The 24,249-nt window shown below is 35.0% G+C and carries 23 protein-coding genes; 20 read left to right on the top strand and 3 right to left on the bottom strand.

Annotated features, from left to right (window positions below):
• Nucleotides 1-631 precede the first annotated feature (631 nt).
• A complete protein-coding gene (locus tag HL290_RS07830) occupies nt 632-1,186 on the top strand; it encodes a TetR/AcrR family transcriptional regulator (protein ID WP_198496106.1) in 555 nt (184 codons plus the stop codon).
• Between the two features lie 89 nt (nt 1,187-1,275).
• Here the strand turns inward: HL290_RS07830 and HL290_RS07825 are convergent, their stop codons facing one another.
• The 3 genes from HL290_RS07825 to HL290_RS07815 form a co-directional block, all read right to left on the bottom strand.
• Complete coding sequence (locus HL290_RS07825) at nt 1,276-2,142, bottom strand: DMT family transporter (RefSeq protein ID WP_198496105.1); 867 nt, start codon at nt 2,140-2,142, stop codon at nt 1,276-1,278.
• Nucleotides 2,129-3,046, bottom strand: coding sequence for a 2OG-Fe dioxygenase family protein (locus tag HL290_RS07820; RefSeq protein ID WP_198496104.1), 918 nt, complete (start codon nt 3,044-3,046; stop codon nt 2,129-2,131). Before HL290_RS07820 ends, HL290_RS07825 begins: the two co-directional genes overlap by 14 nt.
• Before the next feature lie 92 nt (nt 3,047-3,138).
• Nucleotides 3,139-3,849: an AraC family transcriptional regulator gene (locus tag HL290_RS07815; RefSeq protein WP_003650972.1), complete on the bottom strand. Its 711-nt coding sequence runs from the start codon at nt 3,847-3,849 to the stop codon at nt 3,139-3,141.
• Nucleotides 3,850-4,252: 403 nt separating this feature from the next.
• Between HL290_RS07815 and HL290_RS07810 the strand changes: the two genes are divergently transcribed.
• The 19 genes from HL290_RS07810 (at nt 4,253) to HL290_RS07720 (ending at nt 24,161) form a co-directional block, all read left to right on the top strand.
• Nucleotides 4,253-5,272 (top strand): hypothetical protein, encoded by a 1,020-nt coding sequence (locus tag HL290_RS07810; protein WP_133746369.1) that lies wholly within the window; start codon nt 4,253-4,255, stop codon nt 5,270-5,272.
• Nucleotides 5,273-5,278: 6 nt separating this feature from the next.
• On the top strand, nt 5,279-6,586 hold the full coding sequence (locus HL290_RS07805) for an aminotransferase class III-fold pyridoxal phosphate-dependent enzyme (protein WP_198496103.1): 1,308 nt from the start codon (nt 5,279-5,281) through the stop codon (nt 6,584-6,586).
• Entirely contained in the window at nt 6,576-7,499 is a 924-nt protein-coding gene (locus tag HL290_RS07800) for a diiron oxygenase (RefSeq protein ID WP_198496102.1), read from the top strand. Before HL290_RS07805 ends, HL290_RS07800 begins: the two co-directional genes overlap by 11 nt.
• A gap of 1 nt (nt 7,500) precedes the next feature.
• Nucleotides 7,501-8,442, top strand: a complete 942-nt coding sequence (locus HL290_RS07795; protein ID WP_198496101.1) for a phosphotransferase — start codon at nt 7,501-7,503, stop codon at nt 8,440-8,442.
• Nucleotides 8,443-8,446: 4 nt separating this feature from the next.
• Entirely contained in the window at nt 8,447-10,063 is a 1,617-nt protein-coding gene (locus tag HL290_RS07790) for an AMP-binding protein (RefSeq protein ID WP_198496100.1), read from the top strand.
• A complete protein-coding gene (locus HL290_RS07785) occupies nt 10,060-10,749 on the top strand; it encodes an HAD family hydrolase (protein WP_003650979.1) in 690 nt (229 codons plus the stop codon). Before HL290_RS07790 ends, HL290_RS07785 begins: the two co-directional genes overlap by 4 nt.
• Before the next feature lie 368 nt (nt 10,750-11,117).
• Nucleotides 11,118-11,822 carry a hypothetical protein gene (locus tag HL290_RS07780; RefSeq protein ID WP_198496099.1) on the top strand — a complete coding sequence of 235 codons (705 nt, stop codon included), beginning with the start codon at nt 11,118-11,120 and terminating at the stop codon, nt 11,820-11,822.
• A gap of 142 nt (nt 11,823-11,964) precedes the next feature.
• Nucleotides 11,965-12,282 carry a hypothetical protein gene (locus HL290_RS07775; RefSeq protein WP_005041709.1) on the top strand — a complete coding sequence of 106 codons (318 nt, stop codon included), beginning with the start codon at nt 11,965-11,967 and terminating at the stop codon, nt 12,280-12,282.
• A 170-nt stretch (nt 12,283-12,452) separates the two neighbouring features.
• Nucleotides 12,453-12,647 carry a hypothetical protein gene (locus HL290_RS07770; RefSeq protein WP_198496098.1) on the top strand — a complete coding sequence of 65 codons (195 nt, stop codon included), beginning with the start codon at nt 12,453-12,455 and terminating at the stop codon, nt 12,645-12,647.
• Between the two features lie 250 nt (nt 12,648-12,897).
• Nucleotides 12,898-13,356: a hypothetical protein gene (locus tag HL290_RS07765; protein ID WP_003650983.1), complete on the top strand. Its 459-nt coding sequence runs from the start codon at nt 12,898-12,900 to the stop codon at nt 13,354-13,356.
• Nucleotides 13,357-13,669: 313 nt separating this feature from the next.
• Nucleotides 13,670-14,014, top strand: a complete 345-nt coding sequence (locus HL290_RS07760; protein WP_045435682.1) for a hypothetical protein — start codon at nt 13,670-13,672, stop codon at nt 14,012-14,014.
• A 124-nt stretch (nt 14,015-14,138) separates the two neighbouring features.
• Nucleotides 14,139-15,083 carry a DUF4424 family protein gene (locus tag HL290_RS07755; RefSeq protein ID WP_198496097.1) on the top strand — a complete coding sequence of 315 codons (945 nt, stop codon included), beginning with the start codon at nt 14,139-14,141 and terminating at the stop codon, nt 15,081-15,083.
• A gap of 96 nt (nt 15,084-15,179) precedes the next feature.
• Nucleotides 15,180-16,091, top strand: a complete 912-nt coding sequence (gene mumR / locus HL290_RS07750) for a LysR family transcriptional regulator MumR (protein ID WP_198496096.1) — start codon at nt 15,180-15,182, stop codon at nt 16,089-16,091.
• A gap of 341 nt (nt 16,092-16,432) precedes the next feature.
• Nucleotides 16,433-17,686, top strand: a complete 1,254-nt coding sequence (locus tag HL290_RS07745; RefSeq protein ID WP_003650999.1) for an NRAMP family divalent metal transporter — start codon at nt 16,433-16,435, stop codon at nt 17,684-17,686.
• Nucleotides 17,687-17,720: 34 nt separating this feature from the next.
• Entirely contained in the window at nt 17,721-18,485 is a 765-nt protein-coding gene (locus HL290_RS07740; protein ID WP_198496095.1) for a LamB/YcsF family protein, read from the top strand.
• Nucleotides 18,486-18,487: 2 nt separating this feature from the next.
• Nucleotides 18,488-19,303: a putative hydro-lyase gene (locus HL290_RS07735; RefSeq protein ID WP_198496094.1), complete on the top strand. Its 816-nt coding sequence runs from the start codon at nt 18,488-18,490 to the stop codon at nt 19,301-19,303.
• A 32-nt stretch (nt 19,304-19,335) separates the two neighbouring features.
• On the top strand, nt 19,336-20,919 hold the full coding sequence (locus HL290_RS07730; RefSeq protein WP_198496093.1) for an urea amidolyase family protein: 1,584 nt from the start codon (nt 19,336-19,338) through the stop codon (nt 20,917-20,919).
• Nucleotides 20,919-22,637 (top strand): acetyl/propionyl/methylcrotonyl-CoA carboxylase subunit alpha, encoded by a 1,719-nt coding sequence (locus tag HL290_RS07725; RefSeq protein ID WP_198496405.1) that lies wholly within the window; start codon nt 20,919-20,921, stop codon nt 22,635-22,637. Before HL290_RS07730 ends, HL290_RS07725 begins: the two co-directional genes overlap by 1 nt.
• 303 nt (nt 22,638-22,940) lie before the next feature.
• Nucleotides 22,941-24,161, top strand: a complete 1,221-nt coding sequence (locus HL290_RS07720; protein ID WP_198496092.1) for a chloride channel protein — start codon at nt 22,941-22,943, stop codon at nt 24,159-24,161.
• The last annotated feature ends 88 nt before the right edge of the window (nt 24,162-24,249 follow it).

Raw genomic sequence — 24,249 nt, 5'->3', positions numbered from 1 at the left:
AAATACCGATAGAACTTTGATTGATAAGCTTTTTATAAACCCCAATTTAACAATAAATTTTAATTATTTATCCTTACTTTTTAATGATCTATTTTAATACGATTGTCATTTCGTGTGCTTGACTGAAAGAGGGTTGAATACTATTCTTTGCCTGCTGGCCTACATTGCCAGTCGGTTGTCGCAGACCGATTCACACCCGTATCAGGATTATTTCTCTGAGGAATAATTTTGTGCGGCCATCTCGTTCCCTCCCGTTGCGGTAGGACGGGAGTGGGACACCCTCGGGTGTGCTGGTTGTGTGACCAGTCTGCGAACCCACTTCCGTTCTGCCACCATAATTTTAATGTCTGGCAGAACTCCAAATAAAAAGGAGTTGGCTTTGCACATCCATTATTTCTTGGCAGCCTTTGCCAAAAGCTATAACGACACAACTTAAACTTTTAAAGCAGTTTGATCGCCGTAAGGTTTTCAGGCTTTAAATTATTTCGTCTAAAAACTTAATCAACAATAAAACTTGAGATGTGCCACGCACAGTCTTTATGGGCTTTGCTATGCCTTTTTTCTCCCAAAAACGGCAGCGGTTTTTATATCTCATTTATATACAACAATAATTTTTTATAACGGTAAAACTATGCCACATTCAGATCTTCCATTTCGTGCTTTAAGCGTGCTTCACACTTCAAGATTTCTCTTTAATAAATACGGCTTTCATAACGTCGGAGTAGACCGAATTATCGAGTCGGCAAAAGTGCCCAAAGCGACTTTTTATAACTACTTTCATTCAAAAGAACGTCTCATTGAAATGAGCCTAACCTTTCAAAAAGATGGCCTTAAACAAGAGGTGATTTCAATTATCCATGTTCGAAAAGAATTAACCCTAGTTGAAAAACTGCGCAAGATTTACTTTTTACATGCCGACTTAGAAGGGCTTTACCATTTGCCGTTTAAAGCCATTTTTGAAATTGCGAAAACACATCCAAAGGCCTATCAGGTGGTAGTTGAATATCGAAACTGGTTCATTAATGAAATCTATAAACTGCTTTTAAAAACTAATGAAAATGCTTCAAAACAAGATGCACACATGTTTTTGTTTGTGATTGATGGTGCGATGGTTCAGCTTTTAGATCCCAACAAACCAGATGAAAGAGAGCGGTTGCTTGAGTATTTTTTGTTGGGATGGGTATAAAGTTAGTAAGAATAGAATTGACTGAAACATTATAGAATATTTAAATAAAGAACTAGAATAGACTATAGGAGATTTTAAAATAGTCTATTCTAGTTGTTACGGAACTTTTTTTGAAATATAAAAACTGAGACCATTACTATCAATACTCCAATCATTGAAGTTAGTGGGAAGGGGGTTTTAAATATAATAGCGTCCAATATAAATGTTGATATCGGGAGAAGTAAAAATAACATACTGACATTTTCTGCTGTATTTTTTGAAAGCATGTAATTTAGTAAAAGAAATGCGATAACAGAGACAACACCACCCATCCAAAGTAATGATGCTATAAAAGAAATATTCCATGTTACGTGCAATCCACTGTATAAAATTATTATAAAAAAGAACAGCCATGTAATAAATGTTTGTATTGCTAAAGCTGATAAAATGTTAGAGTGAATTTTCGATTGTAAGTATGTACCTATTGTAATTGATAAAAGTGCGATAAAAGAAAAAATAAATCCCAATAAGTTGAAATTATTGGAAGATTTATAACTTGTAACTGTGATAAATAATCCTGTAAAGCTAATTATTACTAATAAAAATTTTGATAAAGTTAGTGATTTAATATTGAAGAAAACAGTTAATAGCGGTTGAGTACCAAGAACTAAAATTACTAGGCCTAGTGAAATGCCTGTTTCAATTGAGTAAAAATAAAATACTAAATATAAAAACTGAAGTAAAAGACCAGTAAATATGATTTTAAATATTTGTTCTTTTTTTGGAAAAAGGTCTTTCTTTTGCCTATGAAAAATTATAATTAAAAATAGTAATATTAAGGCAATTGAAGATCTTAAAAATAGAAAACTCCAAATCGAAGAATAGTGCAATCCAAGTTTAGTGAAAATTGCACCCAAGCTCCAAATAATTAAAAAGATTACAGGAAATAACTTGTTAGTTAAATTAGATTGATTCAAGGAGTTTTCCTTGATGATAGGCTAGAAATTCTACTGGATAATCTGGATGAGCTTCTTTAGAGTCAAATTGATATGAAATATGTGTCATTAAAGTAGGTTTTCGGGTAAACAATATAAGCATATCTCTTGTTGCATTATGTCTTTCATCTAAACGTTCAACAGCAGTTAAACTGTGCTTACGTTCATGGTCAACTATAAGTAAAGTATCTAAAAAATCCCAATGTTGAAACTGCCCTAAAATATGTGATGGATCTGCTTCTTTTGTGCTTATACTCGTCTTTTGCTCCATTGAATGAATATATGAGATTGCACTATTTATCCCCATATTATTATGACCAAATAAAACAGTCATAGTATGATCTACACCATCTGAGTGAACACCTTCTAAAGCTGGTTCACCTACAGTTTGACTATCAGTAATCGTTCTAAGATGGAAAACTGTAGTCACCCAATCTTTAGACTTATAATCAAGGTGAGGTCTAGGAGAAAATGAAATATTTTGTATAAGGAGGTGTTTTAATTTTAATAGGGCCTGAAAGGCTGAATTATCAGAAAGGCTTTCGCTTATACCATAAAAATGTCGTATTTTCCCAGAGTCATGCCGCACGAAATCTTCTTTTTTAGATAAAATAAAAGGTTGAAATTCAGTTCTATAGATAGTGTTTCTTTTAAAATCAAATACAAAACGGCCACTTCTGGATTCTCTAAAATTTAAAGTAGGATCTTTTTTTAAATTATCACTAACAAATCGCAGCTTCTCAATATCATTTTCGCTCGCGCCCAACATTTTTAAAAGTTCACTTACTCTTTTTCCATCTATAAATATCACCTTATTTTCTTGGTAGATAGATTTTAATTTTTTTATAGAATCTAATAAATCAGTTTTATGCTCAATAACTTTCATAATATTGTATTCCCATAAGAACTTTAGAAATACTAAATAGTTTTTCATGTATGTTTTTACTGGAAAGCTTGTTTATTTTGTCAAATAGCTAGTTATTTGCTTCTATATTTTGTAGGAGGGATTCCGTGGTATTCAGAAAACCTCTTTGAGAAAGCTGACAAGTTTTGATATCCACAATGCGCTGCAATGATAGTTAGAGGCATGTCAGTATTAACTAAAAGGCTCACAGCTTTTTTCATTCTTTCATTACTACAGTACTCTCTTATGGATAATCCTATATTTTTTTTAAAAAGAACTTTGAGCTGGCTTTTACTTAAGTGAGCAATTGAACAAAGCTCATCTAAACTATATTGATGGTTAATATTTTCAGAAATGATATTGATTACCTTGTAAATTCTAGTATCTAGTTCACCTTTAAACTTCAAGTTTTCTAAAAGCTCATATAATAGGTTAGACATAGATTTTTCTAGATTTATGTTGTGATCATTCATAAGTTTTTCATCAACAAATGAAATGTACTTCAATAGACTTTCATCTAAAGTAAAAACTTTTTTGTCACAAATATTTTCTGGTAGGCAATTTAGATCAAGTACAATAAAACGAAATTTTTCATCAGCTTTAAAATGGTGAAATAAATTTTTACGTATTACAGCTGCCTTGCCATATGAAATATTTATCCAGCAACCATCGATTTGAAGATCAATTTTCCCAAAAATTGGTATAAGAATTTGGTGATAAGGATGATCATGTCCATGAATCATTTGTGTGTAAGTTCTAACAGAAAGTTTTATTGAATGTTCCATAAGATATAAAAAGGTAAAAGATGGTTAAATAATAACTACTCGTTAACTATAGAGTTTGCATAATAAAATTAAAATTTTAGTTAACTGACCTTGTCTATTAAACATAATTTATTCAATAAATCTACTATCTTTACAGATAAATAAAAAAATATTTAATTAAATGAAGTTTGCATAACCATTTTTTATTTTTCTGTCTATACCTGATTCAGTATGCTCCGAAAAAAATTGATAAGGCTTATAAAACATAATTGTTAAGATAATATGAACTATTTTTAATTATGTGAAAAGTAAAATATTTTTTTAATGACTAACTTTTTGGCAAAACAAACAAGCTTTTCACAACAAAATGTTAAGAAAATTTATATATTCTTTTTTGAGCTAACAACACTAAAGTAGGCTTAATATGAAAAATAATACAATATGTGAAATGGAAGAAGATTATATTCTAACCAATGAACAGAAATTTATTTTAGAAAATTTATTTTCTGAAATAACAGCAGATCCTTATAAACAATATGAAGCATTTTCTATTCAGGTAAATGGAATAAAAAATAAAATACTTGAGCTAAATAATTTTGAAGAGTTTGTTAGTGTATTTAAAAAATTTAGCAATGGCTCATTTATAGAAAAACCATTCCTTTTTATTAAAAATATGCCATACGATGAGAATGTCCCAGTTTTTGATAATGAAAAACCAGTATTGTCGAAATATGAATTAAAGAAAACGTTTATTTCAGAAGCTTGTTTAGCTCTAATTTCACATTTGTCATCTAGTACAGCAATTGGCTATGTAAATGTTAACAACGGAGATGTTTTTCAGGATATTTATCCATCAAAAAAACTTCAAAACACGCAATCTCAAAAAGCATATCAATCAATCAATTTTCATAAAGACTTGGCAAATCATTTCGTAAGACCAGATTATGTTCATATGCTTTCGATAAGATCGCCAATCGAAAATTCAGTGTGTACTACCTTTGTGAGAAATTTGGATGTATATAATCAATTTTCAGAAGAAGAAATTACATTACTTAGAAGCCCAAATTTTTATACTCCTTTTGATGATTTGACTGTCTTAGATGGAAAATATGATGTTGGTGAAGCAAACAAACATCCTATTTTTAGTGGTGATTATGATATCCGTTTTTTTGAGAATAGAACGGTTGCAGTTAGCCCAGTTCATCAAGGACTTATAGATAAAGTTATCGCAGTTATGCACAGCATGAAAAAAAGAGTTCAAATGTTACCAGGTGATTTTATAGCTGTTGCTAATAATTATTCTGTACATGGTAAAGAGATTATTGAGTTAAATGATCCAGAAGCAGCTTGGACGCGATGGATGATGAAGACCGTAAATGTAGATGATATTAGTAATCATAGACATCATTTGGTCGTTGGTACGAATTATTTAATTAAAGGATAATTACCAATGGATAAAAATCATCAACAGCGAAATCTATTTAGATCATGGTCTGTGCAAACTGGAGAAGAGTCTCCAATAATTGTAGGTGGGCAAGGGGTATGGTTTTTTGATGAAAAAGGGAAAAAATATTTTGATTTAAGTAGTCAAAGAGTAAATTTAAATTTGGGGCATCAGCATCCAGCTATGGTTGATGCAATAAAAAAACAAACTGAAACATTGTGTTCTGTTTCTCAAGTGTTTGTATCCGAAGCTAGAATAAAAGCTGCTAATCTGATTGCAAAGCATACACCTGGCGATCTGAATAAAATTCTATTTACTAATAGCGGTACAGAAGCAATAGAAAATGCTATAAAAATTTCAAGAATCCATACTAAAAAGCACAAAATATTATCAATGTACAATAGTTATCATGGGTCCACGGCTGGAGCCATGAGTCTTACAGGTGATAAAAGAAGATTGAAAAATGAGCCAGGTATACCGGGGGTAATTCATTTTCAAGGACCAAATAGTTATCAAAGTAAGTTTTTTTCTACATCTGAAGCAGAAGAGACATATAGGGCTATTGCCCACCTATCAAATATTATTGAAGGGGAAGGACCTGAAAATATTGCTGCAATTTTTATAGAGCCTATAGTTGGCTCAAATGGAGGAATTGTTCCTCCACAGGGCTATTTAGAACAACTAAGACAGTTATGTGATCAACACAATATTCTATTAGTTTGTGATGAAGTAATGATGGGATTCGGTAGGTGTGGAGAATGGTTCTCTGTAAACAATTGGTCAGTTGTACCAGATCTAATTACTTTTGCCAAAGGTGTAAATTCAGGTTACATCCCTTTAGGAGGAGTAGCTATTTCTGAAAAAATAGCTAAGACTTTTGAAACTGAATATTTTCCTGGTGGCGGAACATATTATGGGCATCCGCTTGCTTGTGCTAGCGCTGTGGCTGCAATAGAAATAATGGAAAAAGATAACTTGATTAGCCGAGCCAAATTTCTTGGTATAGAAATTTCAAACAATCAAGCAAAAAGGTGGAAAGAAAATAAATTAGTTGGAGATGTAAGAGGTCTAGGCTTATTTTGGGTCATAGAATTAGTAAAAACGAAAGCTTCTAGAGAACCATTTTTGAATGATTCAGAAGAAATAAAATTTCTAAAGGCAGAATTACTAAATGAGGGTATCTCTACTTTAGTTCTACAAAATAAAATTTACTTCTGTCCGCCATTAATTATTGATGATGAAGAGTTAGAATTTGTTTCGAATAAATTAGATTCAATATTATCAATTTTTGAAGAAAAATATTATGAATATTAAAATAAATACAAATAGTAGAAGCCAAGTAATGGCTGAGAGCTGGTCAAAAAGGGCGGCAGTGCGCGATAAACGATTTGAAGAGTATAGAGCAAATCTATTTGATCAGTCTTTTCGTGAATTTCCAGAAACACTGATACCATTTCACCAACATCCATTATATTTAGAGTTAGATATAGAGAAAAAAAACTATATAGATAGTTTAGCGTGGATTTATTGGAATAAAAGAGTTGTAGAAACAGAAGAACTTATTGTTGCACCCGCCATACAAAAACTGATTGAACTTGATCATATCTTTAATATTAAAGGGACGGATAGATCAATAATACGTCAGACCCTTGTTGATGAAACATTTCATTCGTATATGCATGAAATAGCTATAGAAAACACAATTAAATGGAGAAATTTACAGGAAAATATAGTAGATGAATTAAATAAAAAAGCATTAATTTATAGACGTTATAAAGAAATTTGCAGTAAAAATTTGAGTGAAATTGAGAAGGATTTAGCACTTGTAGCATGGTGTTTTGTAGGTGAATTGAGTATTTATGAATTTTTAAATTTAGTTTCAAAAGATGAAACAGTACAACCCTTTAATAGACATTTAGTGAGTTTGCATGAAAAAGATGAAAACGCTCATGCAGGTGTTTTTGAAATTATTATTTTAAATAATTTAGAAAACTTAAAAAATGAACATAAAGCAATTTTAAGGAAATTTATAAATATTGCTATGGATGTATTTGTTGAAGATGATTGGATAGTTTGGAGTCAAATTCTGGATGTGGTAGGTGTGAAATCGTCACAAACTATAATTAATGATATAAAGAATGAAAATAAATATATCAGTAAAATAAACTTATCTAGAAGTTATGAAAGAATATATTCTGTATTTGATGAACTGAATTTGGAGTTGTAATATGTTGGATATTCAAAGTGTTAAAGAAACTTTTGGTAATGGCAATATAACTGAAATTAGATTGCAAGATGGAGGGTTATTTAATAATTTAGTTTTCTTTAAAAGCAATGAAAAAAAATATATTTTCAAACAATATATGGATCAAGCTAAAAGTGAAATTTATAACATTCCCAATATACCTAAAGAGGAAAGATATACACTTGCACTTGATGTTCAAAAAATTGTTTCAGAATTATTTCACAATCATAGTAATATAAAAATTCCATTAATTATTCGTGAAAATGAGAGTTCTACTAGTTTTATTATGGAGTTTCTAAATGGTCAAACTTTTATAAATTTCCTTGAAAAAGGAACTTTTACTGAAAACCATATACGTGAAATTGCATATTTTCTAGGTAAATTGCATCAAGAATCCTTTCTGAAGTTTAATGAAGCTAAAAAGCTATATAATACTAAATTTAGAGATTTTAAGTTGCTTTTACAATATGATGGTTTAGAAAAATTTGTAGACAAAAAAACATTCGAAAATATTATTAAAATTAAAAATAAATATATATCAGAATCATATTGCATTCTGCATAGTGATCTTAACTCAAGAAATATTCTTATTGATAGTAACAAAATTGTTTTTATCGATTTTGAACAGTCTCATCTTGGATCGCCACAATATGATTTGGCCTATATTTTTTCAGAAATATATATGAGCTCTATATATCATAAAAAAGATGCTAAGAGATATATGAGTATATTCTTAGAAGAGTATTTTAAAGAATTTAATAAGTTAGAAAAAGATACTGTTGTAGATTCTTTTATGCAGCATTTAGGAATCCAAATTATTTACAGATTTTTTGGCCCAAGTAAAAAGCATTGGTCATACTATATTGACGAAAAAGCTAGACAAGAAATTGTAGAGGACTCATTGATTTTTATTAATGGAGAATAATTTCATGTCACAATATTTACATTCAATAAATCAATTAACCCCTTTGGAGTTCTTAGAGAAAAGTTATAATTTTCATGGGGATAATATAAGTTTTTATGATAAGGGGCATAGCTACACTTTTAGTGAAACTTATACCAGAATAAAAAATATATCATATTTTTTCATTAAAAATGGCCTAATGAAAGGAGAAAAAGTAGCTATATTATCAATGAATTGCATGGAGGTTATTGAGTTACATTTTGCAATTGCTAAGGCGGGTGGGGTTGTTGTTACTATCAATCCTAATCTTTCAATTAGTGAAATAATTCAACAACTAGAATTTTCAGAGACTAAATTCTTATTTCTTAATCTATCCGAAGATAAATTTTCAAGTATTATTAATGTGGAAAATGAATTATTTTTCATTGTTCCACATTCATTTGAAAATAAATTTGATAAATTAAAAGAAAATAAATTTTTTATTTATGAAAGCTGTTTGAAAAAAAACGACACATACACTGATGAAGTATTTCCAGTAATTAATGAGTATGATGATCTTGCTATTAATTTTACCTCAGGAACTACAGGCTTACCAAAAGCAGTTGTTTATACTCATAGAACTGCTTATTTACAGGCTTTAGGTCAAATTATAATTTTTAATTTAGATATTAAAACTGTATATTTTTGGTCGTTGCCTATGTTCCATGGTAATGGTTGGGCACATATTTGGGCATTGTTTGCTAGTTCAGCTACACAAATTATATATGATAATAATTTGCTTAATGACATAGAAGATGTTTTGGAAAAGATCAGATTTTTTAATGTTACTCATTTAGCAGGCTCACCAAGATTATTAAAATCATTAGCATTTCATGATAATTCCGATAGTTTAAATTATTTAAATCTAATGATAGGAGGAGCTTCTCCTTCTCCTGAATTATTAAATAGATTTTATGATTTAAAAATTAATTTGGTCAATCAATATGGTTTAAATGAATCGTTAGGTTCTATTACATCTACATCATCTAAGTTTACTGATTTTAAATCACTGGATGATTATGTTGATTTTCATAGTAAACAAGGAATAGTTTCTCCACATTTTGGTTCAAAATTTAAATTAATTAATAATGAAGGTAAATTGATTAAACATGATGGAAAAGATATTGGGGAAATATTAATCAGAGGAAATACCCTTTTTAGTAGATATTATAAAAATAAAGCCATGACAGATGAATCTATAGAGAATAATTGGTTTAGAACAGGTGACTTAGCTGTAATCCATTCAGATGGTTCACTACAATTGAAGGATAGGAAGAAAGACTTAATATTTATTGAAAATGATAATGATTGGTTAAATGTTTCTAGTTTGGAAATTGAATATATACTATTGAAATATAAATATATTGATGATGTTGCTGTAATAGGTATTAATAGTAATTTAGCACAAGAAACAAAAATTATAGCATTTATTGAAAGTACGATGAATCTAGAACAAATCAGTGATGATCTCCTTCTATATTGTTCACAGAATTTAGGTAAACTAAAGACTCCTCACAAGTTCATCCTAGCAGAACTTCCCAAAACAGCAACGGGTAAGGTTAAAAAGCATGAGCTAATGACTAAGATGGCTAATTGTTTATGACCTATAATTACTATTTTGACTTGGATGGTACTTTAATTGACTCTAATGTTGATGCAAATAGTATCGCTGAAGTATTTGATTTTATTAATAGTAATATTTTATATAGTGATTTCATAGATTATTGTGATTATATTTTTAAAAGTAGCCCTTTTTTCGATTATATGTTTTCTGTAGGGATTGGTGTTAATGAATTGTTTTGGATTGATAAATATTTTTATGGAGATGAATTAGAAGAATTTTATAAATGGGTGGATATCTTTCAAAGAGATTGTTATAAATATATTAAAGGATTATGTTTTTGTGAAAAGCCGTTTCCCATGTCGATCTATTTTAGACCGATTGCAATAAAAAAATTAATTGTAAATTCTGAGTTTTTAGATGTTTATTTTAAAAACCTAAATAGTAATTTTTACATAATTACAAATGGTGATTCATATATTCAATATCAGAAGATTTTTTATTCAGGTCTGCTGCCTTTTTTTAAAATGGTTTTTGTTTCTGGTGATTTTGGCGTAGGTAAACCTTCAAAATGTTTGTATAGAAAAATCTTAAATATTACGAGGGAAAACCCTGAAGAGTGTTACATGATAGGAGATAGTATTAAAAAAGATATTCTTCCATCTGGAGAGCTAGGATTTAGGACTTTACATATTAAAAGCAAAAAAGATTTATTGGCTATAAATTAATTAGGCTAACTCCATTTATCAATAGCATTGAGTTAATCGCTCATTAGAAGTAAAAAATTACAATAACTTTCTGCTTTGATTCAACGATTAGTCTATGGTTTAGACTGTCACGAAATTTTAACTTGATATTTAACAAAGGTAATTTTAGAATCCGCCCAACTAATTTTTAGGAGCTTCAATGTGAGTACTTGTTCGAGTGACGATAGTCGATCGGTAATAGTCTAAGTATCCACTGAAGTCCTAACAGACCTCTTTTTGTGGATGCAAGAAGAGGTTTTTTATTTTCATCTTTTCATTTCTATTATTAGCCCATGATTTAATCATGATGCGTTGCAGTACTCGCATATGCTCCATAACTTATGGGAGTGATGCCAGTGGTATTTACTTTAAAGAAACGCTCACTTATTTCAGGTTTCTGTTTATTGACTTTATCTAACGCTAGCCATAGTGGACGACCTATGGTTGTTGACGATGCAGCTCTTGTTTCTTCAAAGACCTGTCAACTCGAAACATGGATGCAGCATAATCCTGACAACAAAGAATATTGGGCAATGCCTGCCTGTAATTTTGGCGGTAATTTTGAATTTGCTGTAGGGCTGGGAAGAGTAAACGATGATACTGAGCACGCCAGCTATGCAACCTTACAAGGTAAAACCTTATTAAAGCCTTTAGAAACCAACAATTGGGGAGTTGGTTTTTCTTTTGGCACTCAAATGAATACTAAAGATTCTTCAAGGAAAGATTGGACTGTTAACGTTCCATTAAGTGTTTCTACTTTCGATGATAAATTTTTAATCCATGCCAACCTCGGTTGGTTACATGAAAATACCACGCATAAAGACCAGACCACGTGGGGAATTGGAACCGAAACACAACTTACTCATCCATTAACGCTCACTGCCGAAGTATATGGGAATGACCGAAATGATGTTTTTTACCAGACAGGTTTTAGATACATGGTCTATAAGGACTTTGTTCAATTAGATGCAAGTTATGGCAATCAAATTTCTTATCACGATAATGCATTTTTCTCTGTCGGATTTGTATTCCTAACAAATGCTTTTTTACCTTGATGATTTAGAAATATCTTTATCTATCAAAAAATCTGACAGATTCTAACTTTTGATATCAGATAAATACATTTATCCTAACTGAACTTGAGCACAACCTTTTGAAGTGCTCCTCTTTATGGTTAGATTTTTAGGTATTTAAAAAATGAATAAAATGCACGTAACTTTAGCGGTAATTATTGGCTTAATTGTTGGTGGAGTAATAGGCGCTCTAGGTTACTCTAAAACTGCTGCACGTTATGACGCGATGACCACAGCATGTGTAATGGTAAACCAAGCGGTTGAGCATGGGATCTTGAAACCTGAACAAGTAAAAGAGCTAGGTGAGCTCACAGGTCAAAGCCTTAAAAAAGATTATGAATCTGTTGCATCCAAATTCAAATTCTCTGAAAAGCAATTAGGTAACGCATCTGAAGGTTCTAATTGTAGTCAGTTTATTGTTGGGGTGAATGCCGCAAAATAATGAGTAGGAAGCCCACAGTGTGTGGGCTTTTTTATTAGAGGCTATGAGCTGAACATCCCATCTACAGACTGCTATAATCGCGTTCAGCCTTAAGATCACCATAAAATCTAAGGGATAAGCTCGTCTTAAAGACAGGCATCTTGAGATTGCAAACAAGTCTGCTAGGAAATATGAAACGTTATCTAAAGCAAATTGAATCAACTACTTCTAACTGGACAACAGAGCAAGACTGTTTCTTGATAGAAAATAATTCTCTCCCAATTCACGAACTCACAGAACACTTGCCTTTTTCTGAAGAAGAAATAAGAGTGCGTAGATCTGTTTTGGGTTTGATACGACGTGATAAACAGATGAAAACATATTAATTTTACCAATTGGTATAAAATAATATGAAAGTAAATGTTTCTAATTATCTCTATTCAACCATTCATTTTGTGGATGAGTTATCAAAACCATAATTTTTTTAGGTGTTTTTTAGGCTATCTTTACATAAGATGCTAATTACTTACAAACCGCACCTATAAGATTACCTTTACTTACATTTCTTTGAGCATAATCAAAGTCATAAAAGATTTTTAGATCAGCACTTTATAACAATAGTACGGAGAGAGGTTAATGCCAAAGTATTTAGCTGTAGCCGAAAAGGTTTATAAAAATATTAAAAAAGATAGCTTATTCACTGATGACATTACTCAGAATCTTAACTGTTTAATTAGTCAGATTCGAAAAGCGATCAAGGGAACTGAGTTTAAGCTCAAGTTCAACTATATAGACTTTGAAGAGAACTTAACCAAACCTTTAAGTGAATGCAAAGTTCAAATTGACCTAAGTGTCATGCCAAAATTTGCAAATGAAGGAGAGTATCTTCTTTGGCTAGCTGGTTTTATTGAACGAATTACGGAAGGTGGAAAACCTAAATTACCACCAATTTCGCAATTTCTTCCACCAGGTTTTAAGATGTCGAAAGATGCATTTCCTGTATCTGTAGCTCCTCAAAAAGAAGAGCATGCAGACATGATTATCAATTATTTTAAATCTGAAGATTTTAGTAAAACCAATAAAACTCCTTCATAAAAAGAATATAGAAGTGACCGTCCACCACACTTCTATATACTGCTGGTTTTAAATTCAGCGACCGCCTTCTGGGGCGGTTTTTTTTGTCTTAATCCCATCCTAACTAACTTTTAACATTGTCTAAATTTAGATTTTAGAAAATATTAAATGTATACAAATGTGCATAAATCTATTGAATCATAATAAATAACAATATCTTAGGTGTATTTGTTGATAAAGAAAAATATACGTTTTTCACATAAGCAATGTGTCAAGTAACGCAATTAAACATTTAGCTGTTCATAATCTTTAAAAAAAGGGGAATATAAATAATATGAATGAAAATGCCGAGTTAATTAAATACATAGACGTTGCTGAAAATGTATATGAACGTATTTATGAAAATAACCAAGTTTCAAACAACTTGATTGTTAACCTCAATCGAATTATGGCTGAAATCAAAAAGCAGGCCGAAGAAAAAGATTTAAAATTAAAGTATAACTCTATCGATTTTGAATATTGCCTGAGTTTGCCTTTGGCAGATAGAGATATAAAAATTGATTTAAGTTTGATTCCTCATTTTGAACATCGTGATGAATGTATTTTATGGCTAACCAATTTTATTGGAAAAATTAGTGTGCAAAAAAGGATGATAAGGCAGAAACTAAATTATCATTAAAATGAATTAGATTTTAAATGTATGAATGAACCGTCTTTAGACGGTTTTTTGTGGGTGAAATATATAATATGATTTACCACAGATTGACACTCCATAATTAGAAAATGACATAGAGCGCTTTAAAATGAAAAAGCTTGTAATGACTTTTGCTGTATTGATTCAACTATCGACCTATAGTGTAGCCAATGATTCTACGGGCTATGTCGGTACGGGTGGGATTCAATATCTCAAAAATTCGCAGATTGCCATGCAAAGCGAAGATCTATTTATTAGTAAAAAATTGATTAAGGTCGATTACCTCTATAAAAACCTAAGCAATAAAGAGGTCACTGAAACCATTTTATTTCCACTACCGCGCATTGATAATTTTTTTGAGTCTGATTTTGCCCATACAAAAGAACTTCTAAAAAGTTTTAAGATCGTGGTAGATGGGAAAAATATAAAACCGGAAATGCATGTCAGAACGTTTATTCAAAAAGATGAAAAATCACCGCTGATTGATGCAACAGATGAGTTTAAGCAATGCGGTTTTAGTGAAAAAGATATGCTCAACCCGTGGCTGCGTAATAACTATGATTATGAATATTATGTAGATAAGCTAAAGCAATGTAATAAACCACAAATACAGAAAATTTTAGCCAATTTTAAAAAAGATGATGTAATCCCATGGTCATCTCAAGTGATCTATAGTTGGAAGCAAACCTTTAAAGCCAATAGTTTGACTAAAATTCACCATGAATATAAACCTTTGGTGGGTGGTTCTGTTGCCTTATATCCCGAGGAAGATAGCCGACAATTTTGTATGGATAATCAATTTAAGCAGGGCTTAAAAAAAGCTAGTGCAGAAAATTCGCCGTTTAGTGCTTTGGGTTATATTTTGACGACGGGTGCAAATTGGGCAAAGCCGATTGAAAACTTTAAGTTAACCATTGAGCGCGATAAAAATGAACTGGTTTCTTTTTGCTGGGATGGGCAAGTCAAAAAGATTAGCCCAACTCAATTTCAGATGACCAAAACCAAGTTTGTACCCAAAAAAGACCTTGATATTATTTTTGTGAGAGTGAAATAAGCCAAACTCAAATAAAAATGAATAAATGGCTAGCCTAATCACGCTAAGAAATTCCATACTATAAAAGTAGAGGAGTTTTTTAAGACAGGATGAAACGTGAATTTAAAGAATCTGGAAGCTTTTTATTGGGTTGTGACTTTAAATAGCTTCAATAAGGCTGCAACTAAATTGCAAACCACCCAGCCTGCGGTATCTCAAAAAATCACATCTCTTGAAAATGAATTAGGCTTTAAAGTCTTAGATCGAAACTATCGGCAGTTTAAACCAACGCACAAAGGCTTAACTTTGTTTAAGTACGCCGAAAAATTTATGCGACTAGAAACAGATCTGGTGGCTGAACTCACTGAAAATCAGCATCTGACGGGTACAATTCGTTTAGGCGTTTCTGAAACGATTGTCTATACATGGCTAGTCGAATATATCGAAAAGGTTCAACAAGAGTTTCCAAAAATTTCAGTAGAAATTGTGGTGGACCTAACACCTAACCTACAAGAAGGTGTGCGTACAGGCGATTTGGACATGGCCTTTTTGCTTGGGCCAACTTTGGCTTTTGAATGTATTGAACAGGCCTTGTGTGACTTTGAGCTAAGCTTTTTGGCTTCACCGTCATTTAAGGGCTGTGTGGCTCAAATGTCTTTTAAAGCTCTCATGTCTCATACCATTTTAACTTACCCAAAAATTACCTATCCCTATAAAGAATTGAAAGCAAGAATGAAAGAACTGGGCGTTGATGAACCACTTTCAATTACCAGTTATTCATTAGCAACTCTGTTGCGTTTAGCTGAGCAAGGCTTAGGCATTGCTGTCGTGCCGACCTTAACCGCTTTAAAAGAAATTACAGATGGTCGACTGGAAATATTAAATACACCGATTCAGTTAAAGACCTTTCATTTCACCTCGATCTACATTCAAGGAAATGACGTTGCCTTGAAAGAAAAATTGACAGAGGTTGCGGTTAAAGTCTCGGAAAGTGCCATGAAAAGCCTCAATGAGAAAATCCAAAAATAAGCGCTGTTATTATTTTTATAAAATATTTTTTCTTATTTTAAATAGGCTGCTTGCATGAAAAGTCATAAAAGCAGCTTATGAAGTTTGATAAGTAAAACTTATCCTGATTTTTTAATAAACATTAAATCATTTAAAATCAAATATTTGATTTTTTTATTTTATGTAAAAAGTCTTATTGTCCGTAGGGATTAGCTATGTTTTTATTTTAGATACAAGATTTGATCACCGATTGTGTTGATTGGGGAACAGGGAATCTTTGTCATTTAAAAGGATTAAAGAATATCGTTTGGGAAAGAAATGGTGTTCTTGGTTCAACTTGCAAATAGCGTTGTTAAGCTCAAATGGATGAGGAACGCATTAATATGTCTTTACTGAAATCTTCTTTTTTATCAGATCGCCAATGGGCCATTGTTGCCTCAATCTTTATGATGGCGACCTCTGCAATGGGACCCGGATTTTTAACCCAAACTGCTGTATTTACAGTGAAGTTAGGTGCGGCATTTGGCTTTGCCATTTTAGTTTCTATTCTGATTGATTATGTAGTTCAACAAAATATTTGGCGAGTGGTCACACTCACTCAAATGCGTGCATCGGATATTGCCAATAAAGCAATTCCCGGCAGTGGTTACTTACTGGCTTTTCTGGTCATTCTAGGTGGTTTTTTCTTTAGTATTGGTAACATTGCAGGTGCGGCTTTAGGTCTAAATGCGCTTTTTGGCCTAGATACAAAGTGGGGCGGTATTTTAAGTGGTGCGTTAGCCATTTTGATTTTTGCCTCAAGAAAAGCAACGCTTGCCATGGATAAAAGCATGATCGTGTTGGGATTGCTTAAAATTCTCCTGATCATTATTGTTGCCGTGATTGTGATGCCTCCTGTGGGACAAGCTGTACATCAGACCTTTGCTCCAGATCAGATTGACTTCGCCATTATTACCACCATTGTCGGCGGTACGGTTGGTGGTTATATCTGCTATGCAGGCGCACACCGTTTACTCGATAAAGGCGCTGTTGGCCCTGAAAATATTGATGAAGTCGCTAAAGCTGCAACCAAGGGTATTATTGTTGTCGGCATCATGCGCTATGTGCTGTTTTTAGCATTTTTAGGTGTAGTGGTGAGTGGTGCAAATATTGATTTAGCCAGCCATGACGCCAATCCGGCAGCTCAAGCATTCCAATATGCAGCGGGCACATTTGGTTTTAAATTATTTGGTTTAATTTTCTGGGCTGCCGGCATTAGTAGCACTATTGGTGCAGCATATACTTCAGTGTCGTTCTTTAACGTGTTTAAAAAGAACTTAACACCAAAACAAAACAACTATACGACCATTACTTTTATCGCATTGGCTTTATTGCTCTATGTGTTATTGGGCGCAACTCCAGCAGGTCTACTCATTTTTGTCGGTGGTTTTAACGGTTTAGTGTTGCCAATTGGCCTTACAATTTTTGTGTATGTTGCTGCGTGCCGTAAAGATTTAATGGGTAATTATAACTATCCAAAATGGTTACTTATTTTGGGTGGATTAACATGTCTGTTGACGTGGTGGATGGGCTATATGTCGTTTACGACAGTGTTTAATTATTTGACCAAGCTTTAAGCCAGACTTTGTTCAATAATAAAGGAATAATGCCATGTTTGTAGATTTAAATAGTGATTTGGGTGAAAGCTTTGGCTCATGGAAAATGGGCAATGATGACCAGATTTTACCTGTCGTGACCAGTGCCAATATTGCTTGTGGCTTTCATGCTGGCGACCCGCTCGGCATTTTAAAAACGGTTCGTAAAGCAGTGGAGCTTGGTGTGACTGTTGGCGCTCACGTGTCTTACCCAGACCTTGTTGGCTTTGGCCGCCGTAATATGGATTTGTCACGTGACGAATTGATTGCCGATGTGCTTTACCAAATTTCTGCACTCGATGGTTTGGCAAAAGTGGCAGGCTCAAAAGTGCAATATGTTAAACCGCATGGCGCGCTCTACAACACCATTGCACATGACCAAGCGCAGGCAGCCGCAGTGATTGATGCAATTAAAATGTATAACCCTGAATTGGTTTTGGTGGCTTTGGCTGGATCAAACTTAGTGGAGCAAGCACGCGCGGCTGGTTTAAAAGTCGTGTCTGAAGCATTTGCTGATCGTGCCTATAACAGCAATGGTTCACTGGTTTCTCGCCGCCTAGAAGGAGCGGTTTTACACGACTCGGCATTTGTTGCCAGCCGTGTGGTTTCAATGCTTGAAAATGGTGGAGTTGAGTCAATTGACGGTGTATTTACCCCAATTCAAGCCGACACCATTTGCCTACATGGCGACACCGATGGTGCACTGGAGATGTCGGCAGCCATTAAAGCCGAGCTTGTAAAAAACAATATTGAAATCCGCCCATTTGTAAATAAAGCATAAGGATGAGCACAATGTATAAGGATATTAAAGTCGACCCAGCTCAGCTTGAAGCCGCATTAGATGCGCGTTTAAAAATTCGTGCTGGTTTTGATAAACCGACAGCAGGCATGGCTGCGGGCATGACGCAGGTCAACATGATTTCGGTGCCAAAAGAGTGGGCTTACGATTTCCTTCTTTACGCACATCGCAACCCACAAAGCTGTCCAGTACTTGATGTGCTCGAAGAAGGCATCTATGCAACTCAGCTTGCGGCAGATTCAGACATCCGCACCGACTTTCCGCGTTATCGCGTTTGGAAAGATGGTGAAATGGTTGATGAAGTGACTGATGCGAGCGAGATTTATAATGCCCATCCTGATTTGGTGACTTTCTTAATTGGTTGTAGTTTTTCATTTGAAACGGCTTTGCAAGAAGCGGGTATTGAAGTTCGCCATATTCATGACGATACCAATGTACCAATGTATTTAAGCAATATTCAGTGCCAGCCAGCAGGGCGTATTTCAGGAAACATGGTGGTTTCCATGCGACCAATCCCATCTCATCAAATTAGTGAAGCTGTAAAAATTACCGCGCGTATGCCAAGTGTACATGGTGCACCTGTACATATTGGGCACCCTGAAAGCTTAGGAATTTTGGACGTAAACAAACCTGACTTTGGTGATGCCTCTCGCATAGAAGCGGGTGAAATTCCAGTGTTTTGGGCTTGTGGCGTAACACCGCAAGCGGCAGTCATGAACTCGAAAATTCCTTTTGCCATTAGTCATGCACCGGGCTACATGTTTATTACTGACATTCCTGACCGTGCTTGGATTGGCTGATTGGACTAAAGAAGAATTAAAAGGATAAGCAAATGCGTTTTTTATCGGTAAACGCCGATTGTTTCCTGATTGAGCTTGCGAGCTTAGAAGAAACTTTGGCGTTGTACAATAAATTGCAAAATACGCAATTGAATGGAATTAAAGACTTAGTCCCTGCTGCAAAAACAATTTTGGTTTTTTTCAACGAGATTGAAACCAACTTTAAAACGCTGGTTGCTTCAATTCAGAGCCTTAAAGTTGATTCTGGATTTGAGCGTAGCAGCCAAGAGGTGATTGTGCCGATTCGTTACGATGGCGAAGACCTTGCTCAGGTTGCCGAGTTACAAGGGCTGTCTGTGGCTGATGTGATTAGAAAACATCACGAAAGCGTGTGGAATGTGGCTTTTATTGGTTTTGCGCCGGGCTTTGCTTATATGAGCAGTCCCGATCGGCCTTTTACCGATATTCCACGTTTAACGGTTCCGCGCAAAAAAATACCGTCAGGTTCTTTGGGCTTGGCTGGAAAATATTCTGGTATTTACCCAAAAGACAGTCCGGGTGGCTGGCAGCTTATTGGTACAACATCGGAAAAAATGTGGGATTTAGAGCGCAAAAATCCAGCACTACTTTTACCGGGCATGACTGTTCATTTTGAAGATGTCACGCATCGTCCAACTACTGTGGTTGTACCGCAGCAAATCACACGTAAGGTTGAGCCGAAACAATCTCTGCCACTGTTTACCATTACTGCGCCAAGTTTACAGATGCTCATTCAAGACGAAGGGCGCTTAAACCAGACCAATATTGGTGTTGGTGTGGCTGGTGCAATAGACTTATCTGCCATGCATAGTGCTAACCGTATTGTGGGTAACCCAACCGATACACCCGTCATTGAAGTTTTAAATGGTGGCTTAAAAGCCAAAATGCAGCATGCTGGCGTTATTGCGGTTGCAGGTGCTATTTCAAACATTCGTGTGAAATTTGCTGATGGTCAAACCGTAGACTTTGAAAGCTATCAACCGATTGATCTGGATGAAGGCGATGAATTTCAAATTCAGCCACCGACAGCAGGGCTTCGAAATTATTTGGCTATTCGTGGTGGCATAGACGTTGAACCTGTACTCAATAGTGCTTCGTTTGACAGCTTGGCAGTATTAGGGCCAGAGCCTTTAAAGCTCGGAGATACGATTTATCAAGGGCAGGTGAAGGCAGCCAACATTAGCGTAAATGAAGTGGGCAAGTTCGATTTGCCAAAAGCTGGTGATGTGGTTGAGCTAGATATTGTGATGGGACCGCGTACAGACTGGTTTGAACAAGACAGTATTGAACTGCTGTGTCAGCAAGAATGGCTTGTGACCAATGAAAGCAACCGCGTTGGGTTAAGACTTTCAGGTGAGCAGCCTTTAACTCGCAAAATTACCTACGAGTTGGAAAGTGAAGGCACATGCATTGGTGCTTTGCAGATTCCACCGAGTGGTCAGCCGGTTTTGTTTATGAATGATCACCCTTTAACTGGCGGATATCCAGTCATTGGCGCTGTTGCTAAACACCATTGGGATTTGGTGGCGCAGATACCAGCAGGTTGCCATATCAAATTTAAAAAAATTGCCGAATTTACAGATTTTGAGAATGAATGATGAATACAGAAAAATTATTGATTGCTAACCGTGGTGAAATTGCCGTTCGTATTATTCATGCTTGCCGTGACATGGGAATTGCATCGGTCGCGTTATATGCAGATGATGATATTGGCAGCATGCATGTCGAACTTGCAGATGAAGCATGGGGCTTGGCTGGTGCGACTGCAAGCGAAACCTATTTAAATATTCCTGCCATTATCGAAGTTGCAAAAAAGTCAAAAGCGACCATGGTTCATCCGGGTTATGGCTTTTTATCTGAACGTGCCGAATTTGCTCAAGCCGTGATTGATGCAGGTTTAAAATGGGTAGGGCCTTCACCAAGTGCCATTGAAAAACTAGGCGATAAAATCGAAGCGCGTAAAATTGCCGCTTCGGTCGGTGCGCCGTTAGTTCAAGGCACGCAAGACCCACTAAACAATGCAGATGAAGCTTTAGAGTTTGCCAAACAATTTGGTTTACCGATTGCCATTAAAGCTGCATTTGGTGGCGGTGGCCGTGGCTTAAAAGTCGCATGGAAACTCGAAGAAGTTAAAGAGCTTTATGAGTCGGCAGTACGAGAGGCAAAAGCTGCCTTTGGTCGCGGTGAATGTTTTGTCGAGCAATATCTAGATAAACCGCGCCATGTAGAAGCGCAAGTGATTGCCGACCAACACGGCAACATTGTAGTACTTGGCACACGTGATTGCTCGTTGCAACGTCGTAACCAAAAGTTAGTCGAAGAAGCACCAGCACCATTTATTAGCGACGAGATTTACCAACAAATTTTAACCTCGGCAAAAGACATTTGTCAGGCTGCGAATTATGTGGGTGCAGGAACAGTTGAATATTTACTGAGTCGTGACGGCAAGCTTTCATTCTTAGAAGTAAACACCCGTTTGCAAGTTGAGCACCCAGTTACCGAAGAAACCTCAAAAGTCGATTTGGTAGTTGAGCAAATTCGTGTTGCGCAGGGCCAAGTGCTTTCTATTAAAGAAACACCTAAAGCCCAAGGCCATGCGATTGAGTTTCGTATTAATGCCGAAGACCCAGCTCGCGGGTTTATTCCGGCGTTTGGTGTGTTGAGTTTATTTGAAGCGCCATTTGGTAACGGTGTGCGAGTCGACACAGGCGTTCGAACTGGCTCATTAGTTTCGAGTCACTTTGACTCACTCATGGCAAAACTAATTGTGACTGGCCCAACCCGTGAAGTTGCAATTGCTCGCGCTAAACGTGCTTTAAAACAATTTAAAATTGAAGGTGTAGCATCGGTTTTAGACTTTCACCGTGCGGTGCTCAATGAACCTGATTTTACAGATGAGTTTAATGTACACACCCGTTGGATCGAGAATGATTTTAAACAAGAGTTGAAGCCAACCAAACGTGGCATTCCAAACCATCAACAACCAATGTTACTTAGCTACATTGAAATTGATGGCAAGTTACACCGTTTAGGTTTACCAGCGGGCATGTTTGCACAAGGTCCAGCAACGGCAGTTCAAGCACAAACTAATGAGCCAGAAGTAAGTGCTGAGCATTTACTTGCCCCAATTAATGGGGTGATTAGCGCTTGGAAAGTCGAAAATGGAGAGCAAGTGACAGAAGGGCAAGTGGTTGCCATTATGGAAGCCATGAAAATGGAAGTTCAGGTACTTGCACATCGCAGTGGCGTTATTCAGATAGAGGCAGAGAAGGGCGCGACCTGCCATGCAGAAACCATTATTGGTAGTATTAATTAAGATTTGAACATGTGATTTGGCCTGATTGTGTTTCTTGTTTGATCGGGTCAAATCGAATGCTTATTTATTAACTCAGTTAGCTATTTTCACAGTACTCGTTAACCATTTTCAACTTGAAAGCCAGAAAGGGTTATGAGATATTTCGCCCAGTTTGGTGATATCAAAATTAATCACTGTATTGAAAGCTCGCCTTATGCGAGCTTTAATTTTTAGACCAGTTCAAGCATTTCTCACTTAATGAGCTGGCTGCATAAAAAAATTGAGAATTTATCATCCATTTTAAAGGCTAATTGAAGAACGCGAATGAAAATTCTACCTTCATCTGAATATGATCAAATTCTAAAATACAGTGTCTATTGGCTCGCCATATCAATTGTGATTGGAGTCGTCGCGGGGCTGGCTTCGACTTTAATTTTTGTGGCTTTTGATATTTCAAATAAAGTCAGAAGTCTGCATCACTGGTTGATCTATTTCTTGCCTTTTGTTGGGTTTGGTATTGGTTATCTCATTAAAAAATATGGATCACCCATTGAACGGGGAACTCATTTACTGATTGATGAAATTCACCAGCCTAAATCGTTCATTCCAAAACGAATGAGCCCCATCATTTTTATCACCTCAATTTTAACGCAGTTGTTTGGTGGTTCGGCAGGGCGTGAAGCACCAGCCGTTCAGCTTTCAGGTGCATTAATTGATCACCTGAGCCATATATTAAAAGTCTCGGAAGATAACCGAAAAATTTGTTTAATCGCCAGTATTGGAGCTGGCTTTGCAGGGGTATTTGGCTTGCCTCTGGCTGGTGCAATTTATGGCTTGGAAATTACTGCTTTAGGTAATTTAAGATATTCAGCCATTTTTCCATGTTTTGTGTCTGCTCTTGTTGCATCGACCATTCCTGAACTATTCGATATCGTTCACCCACACATTTTTTATGTGATTAGTGAGTTTCCGCCTATTCATTTCGGCACGCTCATGAACCTAATTGTGGCAGGGCTAATCTTTGGTTTGATTGCACGTTTCTTTATTGCCGCAATTCATTTTGCCAGTGACATCTTTTACAAATACATTCGCTATTTGCCATTAAGAACGATGGTGGGCGGTATTGTGATTATGCTACTTACTTTGTTCACTGCGCATCAGCAATACAATGGTTTGGGTACAGATAAAATCATTGCATCTTTTTATGTACCGATTGAGTTTTACGACTTTTTTAACAAGACTATTTTTACTGCTATCACTTTAGGTTCAGGCTTTAAAGGTGGTGAAATTACGCCATTGTTTTATGTGGGTGCGACATTAGGTAATGCTTTAGGGGCTGTTTTAAACTTGCCAATTTCATTGCTTGCAGGCTTAGGTTTGGTGAGTCTTTTTTCAGGAGCGAGTAAAGCGTCGTTGACCTCCATTATTTTAGCTGTTGAGCTATTTGGAATGAATGTTGCGACTTATGCCATCATTACTTGTTTATTGGCAGCACTATTTTCTGGAAATTGTGGGTTGTATCGCCGTAAAAAGTTGATGGATTAGTGAAAAAGTTTTAGACACTTTTAAGTCTAGCTAAATAAAACTTTATATGATTTAAGTGTTTGTTTTAATAAATATTTTTAAATATAAA

Source organism: Acinetobacter sp. AC1-2 (genome assembly GCF_016124155.1).
Lineage (GTDB): Bacteria > Pseudomonadota > Gammaproteobacteria > Pseudomonadales > Moraxellaceae > Acinetobacter > Acinetobacter calcoaceticus.
This window is presented reverse-complemented; position numbering and strand designations above follow the sequence as displayed.